The sequence below is a fragment of the Citrobacter sp. C13 genome (genome assembly GCF_014596815.2).
Taxonomy (GTDB): domain Bacteria; phylum Pseudomonadota; class Gammaproteobacteria; order Enterobacterales; family Enterobacteriaceae; genus Citrobacter; species Citrobacter portucalensis.
This window is the reverse complement of the sequence record NZ_CP115024.1, coordinates 3,000,465-3,018,751: the sequence shown is the minus strand read 5'-3', so window position 1 is coordinate 3,018,751 and position 18,287 is coordinate 3,000,465. Positions and strand designations below refer to the sequence as shown.

General features: G+C 52.9%; 17 protein-coding genes and 1 tRNA gene. 13 read left to right on the top strand and 5 right to left on the bottom strand.

From position 1 onward, the window contains the following. Window positions 1-35 precede the first annotated feature (35 nt). Together IB222_RS14505 and wrbA are read right to left on the bottom strand one after the other, a co-directional pair. Complete coding sequence (locus tag IB222_RS14505) at window positions 36-263, bottom strand: YccJ family protein (protein ID WP_001143127.1); 228 nt, start codon at window positions 261-263, stop codon at window positions 36-38. 20 nt (window positions 264-283) lie between these two features. Next, window positions 284-880 carry an NAD(P)H:quinone oxidoreductase gene (gene wrbA, locus IB222_RS14500; protein ID WP_003832057.1) on the bottom strand — a complete coding sequence of 199 codons (597 nt, stop codon included), beginning with the start codon at window positions 878-880 and terminating at the stop codon, window positions 284-286. A 386-nt stretch (window positions 881-1,266) separates the two neighbouring features. Between wrbA and IB222_RS14495 the strand changes: the two genes are divergently transcribed. From IB222_RS14495 to rutR, 3 genes are all read left to right on the top strand, one after another. Beyond that, window positions 1,267-1,440, top strand: a complete 174-nt coding sequence (locus tag IB222_RS14495) for a general stress protein (RefSeq protein WP_003036022.1) — start codon at window positions 1,267-1,269, stop codon at window positions 1,438-1,440. 161 nt (window positions 1,441-1,601) lie between these two features. Beyond that, window positions 1,602-2,516 (top strand): DMT family transporter, encoded by a 915-nt coding sequence (locus tag IB222_RS14490; protein ID WP_148362139.1) that lies wholly within the window; start codon window positions 1,602-1,604, stop codon window positions 2,514-2,516. Between the two features lie 58 nt (window positions 2,517-2,574). After that, window positions 2,575-3,213 (top strand): HTH-type transcriptional regulator RutR, encoded by a 639-nt coding sequence (rutR, locus tag IB222_RS14485; RefSeq protein WP_003036026.1) that lies wholly within the window; start codon window positions 2,575-2,577, stop codon window positions 3,211-3,213. Here rutR and IB222_RS14480 read toward each other — a convergent pair. Together IB222_RS14480 and putA are read right to left on the bottom strand one after the other, a co-directional pair. Further along, window positions 3,210-3,605, bottom strand: coding sequence for a lysozyme inhibitor LprI family protein (locus tag IB222_RS14480; protein ID WP_032936250.1), 396 nt, complete (start codon window positions 3,603-3,605; stop codon window positions 3,210-3,212). The genes rutR and IB222_RS14480 overlap by 4 nt on opposite strands. A gap of 59 nt (window positions 3,606-3,664) precedes the next feature. Then, the gene (gene putA, locus IB222_RS14475) at window positions 3,665-7,627 is read right to left on the bottom strand and encodes a trifunctional transcriptional regulator/proline dehydrogenase/L-glutamate gamma-semialdehyde dehydrogenase (protein WP_148362138.1); all 3,963 of its coding nucleotides are present in this window, start codon (window positions 7,625-7,627) and stop codon (window positions 3,665-3,667) included. A gap of 422 nt (window positions 7,628-8,049) precedes the next feature. On the opposite strand from putA, the gene putP reads away from it, so the two are divergent. The 6 genes from putP (at window position 8,050) to phoH (ending at window position 14,391) form a co-directional block, all read left to right on the top strand. After that, window positions 8,050-9,558, top strand: coding sequence for a sodium/proline symporter PutP (gene putP, locus IB222_RS14470; RefSeq protein WP_032936247.1), 1,509 nt, complete (start codon window positions 8,050-8,052; stop codon window positions 9,556-9,558). A 213-nt stretch (window positions 9,559-9,771) separates the two neighbouring features. Continuing rightward, window positions 9,772-10,605 carry an iron uptake transporter permease EfeU gene (gene efeU / locus IB222_RS14465; protein ID WP_003036041.1) on the top strand — a complete coding sequence of 278 codons (834 nt, stop codon included), beginning with the start codon at window positions 9,772-9,774 and terminating at the stop codon, window positions 10,603-10,605. Window positions 10,606-10,663: 58 nt separating this feature from the next. Then, the gene (efeO, locus tag IB222_RS14460) at window positions 10,664-11,791 is read left to right on the top strand and encodes an iron uptake system protein EfeO (protein ID WP_003832073.1); all 1,128 of its coding nucleotides are present in this window, start codon (window positions 10,664-10,666) and stop codon (window positions 11,789-11,791) included. A 5-nt stretch (window positions 11,792-11,796) separates the two neighbouring features. After that, the gene (gene efeB, locus IB222_RS14455; RefSeq protein ID WP_149384708.1) at window positions 11,797-13,080 is read left to right on the top strand and encodes an iron uptake transporter deferrochelatase/peroxidase subunit; all 1,284 of its coding nucleotides are present in this window, start codon (window positions 11,797-11,799) and stop codon (window positions 13,078-13,080) included. A gap of 247 nt (window positions 13,081-13,327) precedes the next feature. Then, the gene (locus IB222_RS14450) at window positions 13,328-13,624 is read left to right on the top strand and encodes a hypothetical protein (protein WP_186336557.1); all 297 of its coding nucleotides are present in this window, start codon (window positions 13,328-13,330) and stop codon (window positions 13,622-13,624) included. Further along, window positions 13,603-14,391: a phosphate starvation-inducible protein PhoH gene (gene phoH, locus IB222_RS14445; protein ID WP_003832078.1), complete on the top strand. Its 789-nt coding sequence runs from the start codon at window positions 13,603-13,605 to the stop codon at window positions 14,389-14,391. Before IB222_RS14450 ends, phoH begins: the two co-directional genes overlap by 22 nt. A gap of 511 nt (window positions 14,392-14,902) precedes the next feature. On the opposite strand, the gene IB222_RS14440 is transcribed toward phoH, so the two are convergent. Next, window positions 14,903-14,990: transfer RNA gene (locus IB222_RS14440), tRNA-Ser, on the bottom strand. A gap of 236 nt (window positions 14,991-15,226) precedes the next feature. Here IB222_RS14440 and ghrA point away from each other — a divergent pair. From ghrA to IB222_RS14420, 4 genes are all read left to right on the top strand, one after another. Further along, window positions 15,227-16,165 (top strand): glyoxylate/hydroxypyruvate reductase GhrA, encoded by a 939-nt coding sequence (gene ghrA, locus IB222_RS14435; protein WP_149281719.1) that lies wholly within the window; start codon window positions 15,227-15,229, stop codon window positions 16,163-16,165. A 208-nt stretch (window positions 16,166-16,373) separates the two neighbouring features. After that, complete coding sequence (locus IB222_RS14430) at window positions 16,374-17,111, top strand: phosphatase (RefSeq protein WP_079937993.1); 738 nt, start codon at window positions 16,374-16,376, stop codon at window positions 17,109-17,111. 23 nt (window positions 17,112-17,134) lie between these two features. Further along, entirely contained in the window at window positions 17,135-17,689 is a 555-nt protein-coding gene (locus IB222_RS14425; protein ID WP_079937992.1) for a molecular chaperone, read from the top strand. 101 nt (window positions 17,690-17,790) lie between these two features. Then, on the top strand, window positions 17,791-18,273 hold the full coding sequence (locus tag IB222_RS14420) for a DUF1097 domain-containing protein (RefSeq protein WP_032934412.1): 483 nt from the start codon (window positions 17,791-17,793) through the stop codon (window positions 18,271-18,273). The last annotated feature ends 14 nt before the right edge of the window (window positions 18,274-18,287 follow it).

Sequence of the window (18,287 nt, the reverse complement as noted above, 5' to 3'; positions counted from 1 at the left end):
AAAAACTCCCCCGTGTTCGCGGGGGAGTCTGAGCACTAGACGTTTTTACGTTCGATAGTCTGTTCACCCCAAAAGAGCGAATCTTTGTCTGTTTTTTCAAAGGCTTTGATGAGTACCTCATCGCTACCTTCTTCCCAAATTTTTTCCGCCAGTTTCTCGTCATAATTTGCGACTTCAAAAATGGCTTCGGCTATTTCCGGCGATGTATTGCGCAGACTTGCCCATTCGCCGACGCGATGGGCTTTCGCTTCTTGAGTTGGCATTCGAATCCTCCTGTTGAAGATTAGCCGTTGAGTTTTACTGCCAGACCTGCGACATATTCACCCTGATAGCGGGCGATAGATAATTCTTCCTGACTTGGCTGGCGGGAGCCGTCGCCTCCGGCAATGGTGGTTGCACCGTAAGGGGTACCGCCGCGAACTTGAGAGACATCAAACAGCTCTTGCGCTGCGTAACCGATAGGCACAATTACCATCCCATGGTGGGCAAGCGTAGTCCAGGTTGATGTAATGGTTTGTTCCTGACCGCCGCCGGTTCCCGTTGAGCTGAATACGCTGGCGAGTTTGCCGTACAGGCCGCCAGAGGCCCACAGCCCGCCAGTCTGGTCAAGGAAGGTACGCATCTGACCGGACATATTACCAAAGCGCGTGGGGGTACCAAAAATGATGGCGTCGTAATCAGCCAGTTCTTGCGGGGTTGCGACTGGTGCGTTTTGTGTTTTGCCGCCAGCCTTAAGGAAAATCTCGGGCTGCATGGTCTCTGGTACACGCTTAATAATCACTTCCGCGCCATCTACCTTATTTGCGCCTTCTGCGACTGCGTGGGCCATAGTTTCAATGTGTCCGTACATAGAATAATAAAGCACCAGAACTTTTGCCATTTTACACTACTCCTCGAGTTAACCGTGTCCGTAGCGATTCGCTACCTACCTTTAAAGATATGACGTACTGTCAGGAGTGCAAATTTCACAATCACTTCTTTGATTTATAACAATTTTTATAACAACCTGCTTTGTAGCAAAATGATACATATTTAACCGGGTAGAATTCGGTAGTCATAAGAAAGACTTATTGATTTCTTGGGGTGATTATTTCTTTTCCACTCTTGATCCTGTTGCAGGATATTACAGTTAGCGTCTTCCCAGTCCACGCTTCACTATGCTTAATCCCACGCAGTTATTTTCAGGGCATCGCCCGTAACGCTGCGTGAGGTATCACTCCTCAGTACCTATGCAATATGATGTCTAATCAATGACGGAGGTCAGTAATGGCAAACCATCGGGGCGGTTCCGGCAACTTTGCGGAAGACCGCGAAAGAGCATCAGAAGCAGGTCGAAAAGGTGGCCAGCACAGCGGGGGCAACTTTAAGAATGACCCGCAACGCGCTTCAGAGGCAGGCAAAAAAGGGGGCAAAAATAGCCACGGCAACAACAAATCGTAATTGTCGGGCTATCTGTCAGATATGTCGTGACGGCTGAGTATCAGAGACAGACGTTACGTAGCCACCGCCGCCGGGTCCTTCCGGCGGTTTTTTTTGTCTGCAAGGTTGAACTGTAACAAAACGCAACGCAGACTAATGACATTCAGTTAATCGGGTGTCTCATGTCATTACTCTCTCGTTATTCCTTTTCTGTTAAACCTCAGGAAGCGATCCTCATTGTGATCACCATGTTCTGGGGTGGCACATTTTTGGCGGTGCAATATGCCGTTACCCTGAGCGGGCCTTTTTTCTTTGTCGGTGTGCGTTTTGCCACTGCCGCGCTGGCGGTCGCGCTTTTGTCGTTACACACATTGCATAAGCTGACATGGCTGGAAGTCAAAGCTGGGGTTGCAATCGGTATCTCAATTGCGCTGGGCTATAGCCTGCAAACCTGGGGGCTACAGTTTATTCCCAGCAGTAAATCGGCGTTTATTACCGCGATGTACGTACCGTTGGTGCCGCTTTTACAATGGCTATGCCTGGGGCGCATGCCTGGCCTGATGCCGTGCGTCGGCATTGTGCTGGCCTTTATCGGATTGATTTTTCTTGCCGGACCGGGAGGCAATTTACTGGCTTTAGGCGAAGGCGAGTGGATCACGCTCGCCGGCGCGGTGGCGATTGCGGCAGAAATTATCCTGATTAGCGCGTGGGCGGGAAAAGTGGATGTACGTCGGGTAACGGTAGTGCAACTGGCAACCGCTTCGATAGTCGCATTTATGGCGATGGGACCGGCCGGAGAGACCGTGCCGCCAATGTCTACGGGATTGCTGGTGGTGGCGCTGGGGTTGGGGATTTTCAGCGCGATTATTCAGGTCACCATGAACTGGGCGCAGCGTAGCGTTTCGCCGACGCGCGCGACGGTTATTTATACCGGTGAGCCGGTGTGGGCGGGGATCTTTGGTCGTCTGGCGGGAGAGCGCTTACCACTGCTAGCATTGCTCGGCGCAGCATTCATTATTGTTGGCGTGCTGGTCAGCGAGCTGAAGTTCAAAAAGAAAAAAGCGCAGCCGCAAGAGGCGCCGCCGGAATCGCTTTAATTTAACCATTCACCGCGTGATTTGGTATGCTGACGCCCTCACAAGAAGGAGAGGGCGCATGGTCCAACGCGCAGAGAAAAAAACAGGTAAGCGCTCGCAGGCCGTCAGTGCAAAACGCCAGGCCATCTTAACCGCGGCATTAAATATCTTCTCCCAATATGGGATCCACGGCACTCGCCTGGAGCAGGTGGCAGAGCAGGCGGGCGTGTCAAAAACCAATTTACTTTATTACTACCCGTCAAAAGAGGTGCTTTATATCGCCGTTTTACGGCAGATCCTCGACATCTGGCTAGCTCCATTGAAAGCTTTTCGCGAAGACTTTGCACCGCTGGTGGCCATTAAAGAATACATTCGCCTTAAGCTGGAAGTGTCGCGCGATTACCCTCAGGCCTCACGGCTGTTTTGTATGGAGATGCTGGCCGGAGCGCCTTTATTGATGGCAGAACTGGAGGGGGATCTCAAAACGCTAATTGATGAGAAATCCGCACTGATTGCCGGTTGGATCAAAAGCGGAAAACTGGCTCCGGTCGATCCGCATCATCTGATTTTTATGATTTGGGCTTCAACTCAGCACTACGCCGATTTTGCCCCACAGGTAGAGGCGGTGACGGGCGCAACGCTGCGTGATGAAGCCTTTTTTAACCAAACGGTGGAGAGCGTACAGCGGATGATTATTGAAGGGATCCGCGTGCGTTAACTGGCCGGCGGTAACGGGCAGCTTAAATCGCCTTCTTCACACTGCAAGAGCGAGGCGAGAAACGCTTCGCGCTCGTTGGTCTTATCCGTCAGGCACTGGCTGGAAATCATCGCCTGAACGCTACCGCCTTCGGTACCGGAACTGATTAATGCACAATCTGCATCGCGCAAAGTTATCCATGATATTTGCGCTTTTTTCAGTAAATCGCGCTGGGTTGGGGCGGCGCGCTTTAGCGCATTCTGGTACGTTTCATTAAGTTTGGCGTCGGCCGCCTTATACTGCTCTGCCGCACAGGTGTTCATCTCAATCTGCGTGTTCGCGTTGGCGCAGTCATCCGCCAGCGCCTGGCCGCTCAGCAGCAGCGCTGCACATGTCAGTACGATTCGTTTCATGCTTCCCTCTGGCTTAATAAAAAAAGGCCCCGTTACCGGAGCCTTAATTAACCACAACCTTAGCCGATTGTCATCAGGCTGGCGTTCCCCCCAGCTGCGGCGGTATTGACGCTCAGGGAGCGCTCAATATACAACCTTTCCAGCAGGATATTGCTTTCGCCGCGGGCAAAGCCCTGGACTGACACAATCGCCCCTTCGCGGGCCGCCACTGCTTCACACAGTGCGCGAAGCTGATCGGAATCGCCGTGGAAAATAACCGCATCAAACGGCTGCGTGGCGATGTTGTCCGCTTTGGCAAACTGAATGCGCCCGGAAACCGCGGCTGGCAGGCGTTTTGCCAGGTCGCGATGGAACGTATCATCTGGCCAAAGGATTAAGCTACCAACGGAAGTTACAGCGGCAACTTGTACCAGTGCGTCCTGTTCGTCATCGGCGATACACAGCACGCGTTCGCGCGGCAACAGCGTCCAGGTATTGCGCTCGCCGGTGGGTCCTGGCAGCAGGCGTTGCGTTCCGGCCTGCGCCAGTTCGCCAAACTGCTGGCAGAGCGCACGCAGTGCTGGACGGTCGGTTGCCCATTCGCTGAGTGCTTCCAGCGGTTGAACGAGTGCGGCTTTAAGCTGTGCATCGACCGGGTATTCGGCATCCTGACGGGCAAGCGTAATGCCTAACGCATTTTCCGGACGGTTTGCCAGCAGGCGGTACAGATACAGCGGTCCACCCGCTTTTGGCCCGGTTCCTGACAAGCCTTCGCCACCGAATGGCTGCACTCCGACGACGGCGCCGACCATATTGCGGTTAACGTACAGGTTCCCCACATGTGCCGAACCCGTGACCTGGGCGATGGTTTCATCGATACGGGTGTGCACGCCCAGCGTCAGGCCGTAGCCGGAGGCATTAATTTGCTCAATCAGGCTGCCCAGATTGTTGCGGGTGTAACGCACCACGTGCAGTACCGGACCGAACACCTCTTTTTGCAATTCGTCGAAGCTTTCCAGCTCGATAAGCGTCGGCGCGATAAAGGTACCGGTTTGCCATTCACGCGCATCGTCGCTGTTTTCGCGCACGGCCTGGAACACCGGACGCCCTTTAGCGCGCATGGCCTGAATATGGCGCTCAATATTGGCTTTGGCTTCTTCATCGATAACCGGTCCAATATCGGTGGTCAGACGGCCCGGGTTACCCATGCGACATTCCGCCATCGCGCCACGCAGCATTTTCAGCGTATGGTCGGCGACATCGTCCTGCAGACACAGGACGCGAAGCGCGGAGCAGCGCTGTCCGGCGCTGTCAAAGGCAGAAGCCAGAACGTCGACCACGACCTGTTCCGTTAACGCAGAAGAGTCGACGATCATGGCGTTCATCCCGCCGGTTTCGGCGATAAGCGGGATTGGGCGCCCCTGAGCATCGAGGCGGGTCGCGATATTGCGTTGCAACAGCGTGGCGACTTCCGTTGAGCCGGTAAACATGACGCCGCGTACGCGCTCATCGGAAGTGAGCTGTGCCCCGACCGTTTCGCCTTGACCAGGCAACAGTTGCACCACGCCTGGCGGCACACCTGCTTCGAGTAAAATGGCAATACCCTGGGCGGCAATCAGCGGAGTTTGTTCCGCGGGTTTTGCCAACACGCTGTTGCCCGCCGCCAGCGCAGCGGCAATCTGCCCGGTGAAAATGGCCAGCGGGAAGTTCCACGGGCTGATACAGACCACCGGCCCTAACGGACGATGGGTTTCATTATCGAAGTCATCGCGGACCTGACCGGCATAATAGTGCAGAAAGTCAACCGCTTCGCGTACTTCCGCAATGGCGTTGCTGAAGGTTTTGCCTGCTTCGCGCACCAGAATGCCAATTAACTGCTGCATCTGGCCTTCCATCAGAACGGCGGCGCGATGCAAAATAACAGCGCGCTCTTGTGGCGGTGTGGCGAACCAGATCGGCGCGTTATTTACCGCGTTCTGCAATGCCTGTTCCACTTCGCTGTGGGTTGCTTCACGCACGTAACCGACAATGTCTTTCGGTTCGGCCGGGTTGACGACTGGGGTCATTTCACCGTCAGCAACCGGATGTTCGAGCATCGGTTTAGCGTGCCATTTTTGCAGCGCGCTGTTGAGCAGGGCGGAGGACAGTGAGGCCAGACGATGTTCGTTCGCTAAATCCAGCCCGCCTGAGTTTTCGCGGCCTTTACCGTACAGGTCACGCGGCAGGGCAATCTTCGGATGTGGCAGACCAGCCTGGCCTTCCTGCTGTGCCAGTTTTTCAACGGCTTCGACCGGATCGGCTACCAGTTCATCCAGCGGCAGGGTAGTGTCTGCAATACGGTTGACGAATGAAGTGTTGGCGCCGTTTTCCAGCAGACGACGCACCAGATATGCCAGCAGCGTTTCATGCGTGCCTACCGGTGCATAAATGCGGCATGGACGATTCAGTTTGCCATCGGCAACTTTACCGGTGACCTGCTCATACAGCGGTTCGCCCATACCGTGCAGGCACTGGAACTCGTACTGACCTGGATAATAGTTTTGACCGGCCAACTGATAAATCGCCGCCAGCGTATGGGCGTTGTGGGTAGCGAACTGCGGGTAGATCAGATTCGGCACCGCAAGCAGTTTTTTCGCACAGGCCAGATAGGAAACGTCGGTGTAGACCTTACGGGTATAGACCGGATAACCTTCCAGACCGTCCATTTGCGCACGTTTGATTTCGCTATCCCAGTAGGCGCCCTTAACCAGACGGATCATCAGGCGACGGCGGCTGCGCGTGGCGAGGTCAATCAGGTAGTCGATAACATACGGGCAGCGCTTCTGGTAGGCCTGAATAACAAAGCCGATACCGTTCCAGCCTGCGAGTTCAGGTTCAAAGCACAGTTTCTCCAGCAGATCGAGGGAGATCTCCAGTCGGTCGGCCTCTTCAGCATCGATATTGATACCGATGTCGTACTGGCGGGCCAGCAGAGTAAGCGACTTCAGACGCGGATAGAGTTCATCCATCACGCGGTCATACTGCGCGCGGCTATAACGCGGATGCAGCGCCGACAGCTTGATAGAAATGCCCGGCCCTTCATAGATGCCGCGACCATTTGAGGCTTTACCAATGGCGTGGATTGCCTGTTGGTACGAAACCATATAAGCCTGGGCATCGGCGGCAGTCAGAGCCGCTTCGCCCAGCATGTCGTAAGAGTAGCGGAAACCTTTTTCTTCCAGTTTACGGGCGTTAGCCAGCGCTTCAGCGATAGTCTCTCCGGTGACGAACTGCTCGCCCATCAGGCGCATTGCCATGTCGACACCTTTACGTACCAGTGGTTCACCGCTCTTGCCGATAATACGGTTGAGTGAGCGTGAAAGGCTGGCTTCATTATGCGTAGAAACCAGACGACCGGTAAACAACAGCCCCCAGGTCGCCGCGTTGACGAACAGGGACGGGCTGCGTCCAATGTGCGACTGCCAGTTGCCGTTGCTGATTTTGTCGCGGATTAACGCATCGCGGGTCGCCTTATCAGGAATACGCAGCAGGGCTTCGGCCAGGCACATCAGCGCGACGCCTTCCTGCGAAGAAAGTGAGAATTCCTGCAATAAACCCTGTACCATCCCGGCGCGGCCGCTGGCGGTCTTTTGGTTACGCAGTTTGTCAGCCAGATCGTACGCCAGCTTGTGTGCTTGCTCCGCGATGGGTTGCGGCAGACGAGCCTGCTCCATCAGCATTGGCACGGCATCGGTTTCGGCACGGCGGTACGCGGCGGTGATTGCTGCGCGGGAAACTGACTGCGGCAGGATCTGTTCGGCAAATTCCAGGAAAGGCTGATGCGCTTCATTCTGCGGCGTGGTTGACTCCTCACCCTCATTCGCGGCGCCTGCCAGCAGGGCCGGTAGTTCAGGAAGCGCGTCGTCATTTTCCAGTCTTTCGAGATAATTAAAGATGGCTTGTTTGATCAGCCAATGTGGCGTGCGATCGATTCGTGATGCTGCTGTTTTAATACGCTCGCGAGTGGCGTCATCCAGCTTAACCCCCATCGTGGTGGTTCCCATGCCGTTTACTCCTGTTGTACTGAAATACGGGGCTGATAGTTACCGAGAAATATCCACTATGTTGCAACTTTGTGCAACCGTGTTAAATGTGACTTGGTTTGCAAGCTTGGAAATGAATGAAATGTTAATAAATATGAGTCTTATGATGTGGGCTGTAAAAATTACAGAATCTTTTTCTCTGCGGTAGTTAACACTTTTAAAAGGTGCAACCGAAAAAAATGTGAGAGAGTGCAACCTACAGAAAAATGCTATCTACTCTGGATCAAATTTGATGTAAATGGTGTGTTAAATCGATTGTGAATAACCATCGCTTCCGGCAGGATACGGTCGCCCTGGTCAACATAGATATCTTTGCCACGTTCCGGCAGGGTAATAAAACGGCAAGCCACGGCATTGCTGATACATAATTTTGGAGAGTTTTGATGGCTATTAGCACACCGATGTTAGTGACATTCTGTGTCTATATTTTCGGCATGATATTGATAGGGTTTATTGCATGGCGTTCAACCAAAAACTTTGACGATTACATTCTGGGTGGACGCAGTCTGGGTCCATTCGTGACCGCGTTATCTGCCGGGGCATCTGACATGAGCGGCTGGTTGCTGATGGGGTTGCCCGGCGCGATTTTCCTGTCGGGGATTTCAGAAAGCTGGATCGCCATCGGCCTTATTTTGGGCGCATGGATCAACTGGAAGCTGGTGGCCGGACGTTTACGTGTACATACCGAATACAATAACAATGCGCTGACGTTACCGGATTACTTTACCGGTCGCTTTGAAGATAAAAGCCGAATTTTGCGTATTATCTCCGCGTTGGTTATTTTGCTGTTTTTCACCATCTATTGTGCTTCAGGGATTGTGGCAGGGGCGCGTCTGTTTGAAAGCACCTTTGGCATGAGCTATGAAACAGCGCTGTGGGCAGGGGCGGCCGCGACGATCATTTATACCTTTATTGGTGGTTTCCTGGCGGTTAGCTGGACCGATACCGTCCAGGCCAGCCTGATGATCTTTGCTCTGATCCTGACGCCGGTAATGGTCATTATTGGCGTGGGTGGATTTGAAGATTCGCTGGAAGTGATTAAACAAAAGAGCATTGAGAACGTGGACATGTTCAAAGGGCTGAATTTTGTTGCCATCATTTCTTTGATGGGCTGGGGTCTGGGCTACTTTGGCCAGCCGCATATTCTGGCGCGCTTTATGGCAGCAGATTCCCACCATAGCATCGTTCATGCTCGCCGTATCAGTATGACCTGGATGATCCTGTGCCTGGCAGGTGCCGTGGCCGTGGGCTTCTTTGGTATTGCTTACTTTAACAACAACCCACAGCTTGCCGGTGCTGTTAACCAGAACGCCGAGCGCGTGTTTATTGAACTGGCGCAAATCCTGTTCAACCCGTGGATTGCTGGTATTCTGCTGTCTGCGATCCTCGCTGCGGTTATGTCGACCTTGAGCTGCCAGCTGCTGGTGTGCTCCAGCGCAATCACCGAAGATTTGTACAAAGCGTTCCTGCGTAAAAATGCAAGCCAGAAAGAGCTGGTGTGGATTGGCCGTATCATGGTGCTGGTCGTGGCGCTGGTGTCTATCGCGCTGGCGGCGAACCCGGAGAACCGCGTGCTGGGTCTGGTAAGCTACGCCTGGGCGGGCTTCGGCGCGGCGTTTGGTCCGGTGGTTCTGTTCTCGGTAATGTGGTCGCGTATGACCCGCAACGGCGCGCTGGCAGGGATGATCATCGGTGCGGTGACGGTAATCGTCTGGAAGCAGTTTGCCTGGTTGGGTCTGTATGAAATCATCCCGGGCTTTGTTTTCGGCAGCATCGGTATTGTGGTCTTCAGCCTGTTGGGTAAAGCGCCATCAACGGCTATGCAGCAACGTTTTGCCGAGGCTGATGCGCATTATCACTCAGCTCCGCCATCGCGTTTACAGGCAGAATAATTTATCTCTTGTCCCTGAAAGCCCGCTGCGCGCGGGCTTTTTATTGTGCCCCCGCAAACCTGCATAATCATTACCCGCCTAACTGTTTACATTAAGTCATCATTCTCAAAACATTCTGCTTGAGTTTTTCTTTGCTGTAATGATAATCACTATCACTGTAATTTACTTTTCTTTTCATCAATTGACCGAGAATAACGTTTAAGGGTTCTTCGCATGTTTGTTCCATTTCTAATTATGTTGCGCGAAGGGTTAGAGGCCGCGCTGATTGTCAGCCTGATTGCCAGCTACCTGAAACGGACTCAGCGTGGTCGATGGATTGGTGTGATGTGGATTGGTGTTCTGCTGGCGGCGGCGTTATGTCTGGCGTTAGGAATTTTCATCAACGAAACCACCGGTGAATTTCCGCAAAAAGAACAGGAGCTGTTTGAAGGCATCGTGGCGGTCATTGCCGTGGTGATCCTCACCTGGATGGTATTCTGGATGCGTAAAGTTTCGCGCAACGTCAAAGTCCAGCTTGAACAGGCTGTCGATAACGCGTTGCAGCGTGGCAACCATCACGGCTGGGCGCTGGTGATGATGGTCTTTTTTGCTGTTGCCCGTGAAGGGCTGGAGTCGGTGTTCTTCCTGCTGGCAGCATTCCAGCAGGATGTAGGTATCTGGCCGCCGTTAGGCGCGATGCTGGGACTGGCTACCGCGGTGGTACTGGGTTACCTGATTTACCTCGGCGGCATTCGCCTCAATCTCGGGGCATTTTTCAAATGGACCAGCCTGTTCATTTTGCTGGTGGCTGCCGGTCTTGCTGCTGGGGCAATCCGTGCTTTCCACGAAGCTGGGTTGTGGAATCATTTTCAGGATGTGGCGTTTGACCTGAGCAGCGTGCTGTCGACGCATTCGCTGTTTGGCACATTGATGGAAGGCATTTTCGGCTATCAGGAAGCGCCAAGCGTTAGTGAAGTCGCTGTCTGGTTTATCTACCTGATTCCGGCGTTGATTATGTTTGCGTTACCGCCGCGTTCAGGCACTACGGCATCGCGTACCGCACCTTGATAAAAACGCGATGCAGAATACTTTTTAGTTACAACATACTTATTTATAGGGATAGGTTATGACGTTTAATTTTCGCCGTAGTGCGCTGCAGCTAGGTATCGCCGCGCTGTTTGCCTCCGCTTTTAATGCACAAGCTGCCGATATTCCGCAGGTGAAAGTCACGGTTAACGACAAACAATGTGAACCGATGACTATCACGGTTAATGCAGGGAAAACGCAGTTCATCATCCAGAACCATAGCCAGAAAGCGCTGGAGTGGGAGATCCTCAAAGGCGTTATGGTGGTTGAAGAACGCGAAAACATTGCGCCAGGCTTTAGCCAGAAAATGACCGCTAACCTCCAGCCGGGCGAATATGATATGACCTGCGGCCTGTTGACTAACCCGAAAGGCAAACTGATCGTAAAAGGTAGCGCAACGGCGGATGCCGCGCAAAGCGATGCTCTGCTGAGTCTGAGCGGCGCGATTACCGAATACAAAGCCTATGTGACAGCCGAAACCGCGCAGTTGGTTGCGGGCACCAAAGCCTTTACCGATGCGATTAAAGCTGGCGATCTGGAAAAAGCGAAATCGCTGTATGCGCCAACCCGTCAGCATTATGAGCGTATTGAACCGATTGCTGAACTGTTCTCCGATCTCGATGGCAGCATCGATGCACGTGAAGATGATTATGAGCAAAAAGCCGCCGATCCTAAATTCACCGGCTTCCACCGCCTGGAGAAAGCGCTGTTTGGCGACAATACCACCAAAGGTATGGATAAGTACGCCGACCAATTAAACAGCGATGTTCTTGACCTGCAAACGCGTATTAGCGAGCTGGCTTTCCCACCGTCTAAAGTTGTTGGCGGGGCAGCAGGACTGATTGAAGAAGTTGCTGCCAGCAAAATCAGCGGGGAAGAAGATCGCTATAGCCATACCGATCTGTGGGATTTCCAGGCCAACGTCGATGGTGCGCAGAAAATTGTCGATCTCCTGCGTCCGCAGTTGCAAAAATCCAATGCTGAACTGCTTGCGAAGGTGGATGCGAACTTCAAAAAGGTCGATACCATTCTGAGCAAGTACCGTACCAAAGACGGCTTTGAAACCTATGACAAACTGACTGATGCCGATCGTAATGCACTGAAAGGGCCAATCACGACGCTGGCGGAAGATTTGTCGCAATTACGCGGTGTTCTGGGTCTGGACTAAGCACTATGCAGCAAGATAATGAAAACGGCGTGAGCGAACCGTCACGCCGACGTTTACTGAAAGGGATGGGCGCCCTGGGTGGGGCGCTGGCGCTGGCGGGTGGGTGTCCGGTTGCCCACGCGCAAAAATCACAAAGCGCGCCGGGCACGTTGTCTCCGGATGCACGTAGTGAAGCGCAGCCGTTTTATGGTCAGCATCAGGCGGGGATCCTGACGCCGCAGCAGGCATCAATGATGCTGGTGGCATTCGATGTTCTCGCCAGCGATAAGGCCGATCTTGAGCGGTTATTCCGGTTGCTGACCAGCCGGTTTGCGTTTCTGACCACCGGTGGACCGGCGCCGGATACGCCGAATCCGCGTCTCCCCCCTATGGATTCAGGTATCCTCGGCGCATACATTGCGCCAGACAACCTGACGATGACGTTGTCAGTCGGCTCCTCGCTGTTTGATGAACGCTATGGCCTGAAATCGCAGATGCCGAAAAAGCTGCAAAAAATGACCCGTTTCCCGAATGATTCGCTGGATGCGGCGCTGTGCCATGGCGATGTGCTGCTGCAGATTTGTGCCAACACCCAGGACACTGTCATCCATGCGCTGCGCGACATCATTAAACATACGCCCGATCTCCTCAGCGTGCGCTGGAAACGTGAAGGGTTTATTTCTGACCACGCTGCGCGCAGTAAAGGTAAAGAGACCCCGGTCAATTTGCTTGGCTTTAAAGACGGCACAGCGAATCCGGACGCTACGGATGCGAAGTTGATGCAAGACGTGGTGTGGGTGACGGATGGGCAGGGCGAACCTGCCTGGGCGCAAGGCGGAAGCTATCAGGCCGTCAGGCTCATTCAGTTCCGCGTTGAGTTCTGGGATCGTACGCCGCTGAAAGAGCAGCAAACGATTTTTGGTCGCGATAAACACACCGGCGCGCCGCTGGGTATGCGGCATGAGCATGATGTGCCTGACTATGTCAGCGATCCTGAAGGCGAAGTGATTGCGCTCGACAGCCATATCCGCCTGGCAAACCCACGCACGAAAGAAACCGACTCGAGCCTGATGATGCGTCGTGGCTACAGTTATTCGCTCGGTGTGACTAATTCCGGTCAACTGGATATGGGGCTGTTGTTTGTTTGCTATCAACACGATCTGGAAAAAGGATTTTTGACGGTGCAGAAACGTCTGAACGGTGAAGCGCTCGAAGAGTATGTCAAACCGATTGGTGGGGGATATTTCTTTGCTTTGCCGGGTGTTAAAACTGCAGACAATTATCTGGGACAGTCTCTGCTCGAAGCCTGATGATTATGCCCCGCAGTACAGCGGGGTTTTTCCTGACATCTTGATGAAGGAACAAACTATTTTTTATGATCGGTATGCGACTGAAATAATTCTGTCATCTCTCTGCAAGAGACTGTCTCTGGTGATAAGATAGAATTTAGGTTAACAATAAGTAAAAATATTGTTGCATTGGCGAAAGGTTATGATGTACTTATAAGTAATAGCGGTAGTTCCCGGCGGTGATTGTCATTCACTATGGAGATCGCGAATGGAAAAGTCCTGTATTGGACACGTTTTTCACAGTAACAACAGTACCTTACGCGGACGTTTCTCTTCCGGTAGCCTCCTCGTCACCGCTAAATCTCTCTCTTATTCACTTCTTATCTTCGCAACTGACGCCCTGTACGGTGCGCGTAGCTGTGCGTGGCGTCTTATCCGAAAGCAAGCAATGGCTTACAAGGAAGCCAACCCTCAGATGTTCGTGCGCATAATCGTGCCGCCAACGGCGCGTGTGATGTATACCTACAACTCAAGGTGCTATCCATGGGAAGACAAAAAGCAGTGATCAAAGCTCGTCGTGAAGCAAAACGTGTGCTGAGGCGGGATTCGCGTAGCCATAAGCAACGTGAAGATGAATCGGTCACCTCGCTTGTGCAGATGGGCGGCGTAGAAGCGATTGGTATGGCGCGTGACAGTCGCGACGCCTCGCCAATCACGGCGCGGAATGAAGCTCAGGCGCACTACCTGAATGCTATCGAGAGTAAACAGCTGATCTTCGCCACCGGTGAAGCCGGGTGTGGTAAAACCTGGATCAGCGCGGCAAAAGCAGCAGAGGCCCTGATCCATAAAGATGTGGACAGGATCATTGTAACCCGTCCAGTTCTGCAAGCTGATGAAGACCTCGGCTTCTTACCTGGAGATGTTTCCGAGAAGTTTGCTCCCTATTTTCGCCCCGTGTATGACGTGCTTGTCAAACGGCTGGGAGCCTCCTTCATGCAATATTGCCTGCGACCTGAGATTGGTAAGGTGGAAATCGCGCCGTTCGCCTATATGCGTGGACGTACATTTGAAAATGCAGTGGTCATTCTTGACGAGGCTCAGAACGTCACTGCTGCGCAAATGAAGATGTTTTTGACCCGCCTCGGGGAGAATGTGACGGTAATTGTGAATGGGGATGTGACCCAGTGCGATCTACCAGCCCACGTTCGCTCAGGGCTTAGCGATGCGCTGGCCCGTTTCGAAGAAGATGAGATGGTTGGGATTGTTCGTTTCAATAAAGACGATTGCGTCCGCTCTGCGCTTTGTCAGCGGACGCTCAACGCTTACAACTGATATGTACTCCGTCTTCAAGGCCCGGGAAACCGGGCTTTGTTGTTTGACGCCAGTACATGACCGGTCGGGGCTTCTCATCCCCCGCAGATGTGCAACATGCGAAAAAAAAAGCCCGTACTTTCGTACGAGCTCTTCTTAAAATATGGCGGTGAGGGGGGGGGATTGACTCGCTTTGCTCGCCCCTGCGGGGCAGCCCGTTCGCTGCGCTCCCGGTCTGTCCAACTGGCTGCGCCAGTAGTCGAACCCCGATCGGGGCTTCTCATCCCCCCGCAGATGTGCAACATGCGAAAAAAAAGCCCGTACTTTCGTACGAGCTCTTCTTAAAAGATGGCGGTGAGGGGGGGATTGACTCGCTTTGCTCGCCCCTGCGGGGCAGCCCGTTCGCTGCGCTCCCGGTCTGTCCAACTGGCTGCGCCAGTAGTCGAACCCCGGTCGGGGCTTCTCATCCCCCCGCAGATGTGCAACATGCGAAAAAAAAGCCCGTACTTTCGTACGAGCTCTTCTTAAAATATGGCGGTGAGGGGGGGATTCGAACCCCCGATACGTTGCCGTATACACACTTTCCAGGCGTGCTCCTTCAGCCACTCGGACACCTCACCATATTGTTGTCCCTGTGCTACCGGAACGGGCGCTAATGTAGGGGAAACACCGCCCCGCCGTCAATCAACTTTTTGAAAAAAATGTGCATTTACACAAACTTCAAGCAACATGGAGCATAAATAAGCGGGAATTGTTTTTTTTGCCAGCATCCTAAAATTTGCTACTCTGATGTTCCCTCGAAAAATGATGATAATAAGTGCGAGAAAGTTCCGCACAACAATGTTCAGGAGACAATATGGATATAATTTTCTATCACCCAACATTCGATACGACCTGGTGGATTAATGCGTTGGCAAAGGCAATACCTGGTGCGAACGTACGTGAGTGGAAAGCGGGTGATAATGCACATGCTGACTATGCGCTGGTCTGGCATCCGCCGGTTGAAATGCTCGCAGGACGAAAATTAAAAGCCGTATTTGCGCTGGGCGCGGGCGTCGATTCTATTCTCAGTAAACTCAATGCTCATCCGGAAATGTTGGATGCGTCGATCCCGCTTTTCCGGCTGGAAGATACGGGTATGGGCCTGCAAATGCAGGAATATGCGGTCAGTCAGGTGCTGCACTGGTTTCGTCGCTTTGATGATTATCAGGCATTGAAAAATCAGGCGAAATGGCAACCGTTGTCAGAATATACTCGCGAGGAGTTTACCGTCGGGATCATGGGGGCAGGGGTATTGGGCGCAAAAGTTGCCGAAAGCCTGCAAGCATGGGGATTCCCACTGCGCTGCTGGAGTCGTACGCGTAAATCCTGGTCTGGCGTGGAAAGCTTCGCCGGTACTGAGGAACTGGGCGCGTTTTTGAGTCAAACTCGTGTGCTGATCAACCTCCTGCCTAATACGGCAGAAACCGTAGGCATTATTAACGCGGGTTTACTCAGCCAGTTGCAGGATGGTGCGTACGTACTGAACCTGGCGCGTGGTGTTCATCTCAATGAAGACGATCTTCTGGCATCGCTGGACAGCGGCAAGGTGAAAGGTGCCATGCTGGATGTCTATAGCCGTGAACCGCTGCCGGAAACCAGTCCGCTATGGAAGCATCCGCGTGTGGCAATGACGCCGCATATTGCCGCGGTAACGCGACCAGCAGAGGCAGTGGACTATATTTCCCGGACGATTTTGGAGCTGGAAAATGGGAAATCCGTAACGGGTCAGGTCGATCGCGTTCGGGGATATTGATGGTAACCCGGCAAGTGCCGGGTTTCAGCTAAAATACCCGTCATACTTCAAGCTGCATGTGCGTTGGCTGCGGTTGTTCATCCAATCACCTACTACAAAGCTCATCGGACATCACTCCCTTGCCGCCTGCCTGTAACTCGCATTATTTAGGGTATTAATGGCGGCGATACCTGCTATCCTTGACGGAAAATGACTACAGGAGAGAGTTATGTATCCCGTTGACCTGCATATGCATACCGTCGCCAGCACCCACGCCTACAGCACCTTAAGTGATTACATCGCTGAAGCCCGTCGCAAAGGCATCAAGCTGTTTGCTATTACCGATCATGGACCGGATATGGCGGACGCGCCTCACCACTGGCACTTTATTAATATGCGTATTTGGCCACGTGTCGTGGATGGCGTGGGGATTCTGCGCGGAATAGAAGCCAATATTAAGAATATTGAAGGTGAAATTGACTGTTCAGGTCCGATGTTTACCTCCCTGGACCTCATTATTGCGGGCTTCCATGAGCCGGTTTTTGCACCTCACGATAAAGACACCAACACCCAGGCAATGATAGCCACGATGGCCAGCGGTAATGTGCACATCATCAGCCATCCGGGAAATCCCAAGTATCCCGTTGATATTACTGCAATTGCGCAGGCGGCGGCGAAGTACCAGGTTGCACTGGAAATCAATAACTCTTCGTTTTTGCATTCGCGTAAGGGCAGTGAGGATAATTGCCGTGCGGTTGCTGCGGCTGTGCGTGATGCCGGCGGCTGGGTGGCGTTAGGGTCGGATTCACATACCGCTTTCACGCTGGGAGAATTTGGCGAATGCCGTAAAATCCTGGATGATGTTAATTTCCCTGAAGACAGAATTTTAAACGTCACACCTAAACGTCTATTGGCGTTTCTGGAATCGCGAGGCATGGAGCCGATCGCGGAATTTGCTGAACTGTAATTGTTACTAACTGGAATATATCAATGAACGAGTTTTCTATCCTGTGTCGTGTACTGGGCTCGCTATTTTACCGCCAACCGCAGGACCCTTTACTGGTTCCCCTGTTTACCTTAATTAGTGAAGGTAAACTGTCCGCCAACTGGCCGCTGGAACAGGACGAACTGCTCACTCGTCTGCAGAAGAGCTGCGATATGCCCCAGCTGGCTGCAGATTACAACGCGCTGTTTGTCGGTGACGAGTGTGCAGTGCCACCTTATCGTAGCGCCTGGGTAGAAGGGGCGAAAGAATCCGATGTTCGTGCATTTCTTTCTGCCCGCGGCATGCCGCTGGCAGATACGCCGGCAGATCACATTGGTACGCTGTTACTAGCAGCTTCCTGGCTTGAAGACCAGTCTGCGGAAGATGAAAGTGAAGCGCTTGAAACTTTGTTTGTAGAATACCTGCTGCCCTGGTGCGGTACGTTCCTTGGTAAAGTTGAAGCGCACGCAAACACGCCGTTCTGGCGTACCATGGCGCCGCTAACACGCGATGCCATTAGTGCGATGTGGGACGAATTGCAGGAAGATACAGACGAATAAATGTGATGTGTATCACTTAATAGTGCAACTCAATTTATAAGCTTGCATAAATTGTGTGCGCGATCTCATTCCCATGCCGTTTTTCTGCTAAGATGCGCGGCATGAACATACTTCTCTCAATTGCAATCACAACGGGCATTCTCTCCGGGATCTGGGGATGGGTGGCCGTTTCTCTTGGTTTACTCAGTTGGGCTGGCTTTCTGGGTTGTACGGCTTATTTCGCCTGCCCGCAAGGTGGGTTAAAAGGACTGTGGATCTCGGCGTGTACGCTGCTAAGCGGTGTGGTGTGGGCGTTGGTGATTATTAACGGTAGCGCGCTTGCTCCGCATATGGACATTATTGGTTATGTCATGACAGGAATTGTCGCGTTTCTGATGTGTATCCAGGCAAAACAATGGTTGCTTTCATTTGTACCGGGCACGTTCATTGGCGCATGTGCAACATTTGCAGGGCAGGGGGACTGGCGACTGGTTGTTCCGTCATTGGCACTGGGTCTGGTATTCGGCTATGCGATGAAAAACAGTGGTCTGTGGCTGGCATCTCGCCGTGAAAATAGAATATCGTCGACGCTGACCAGTAAATAAAAAAGCGTGAGGGA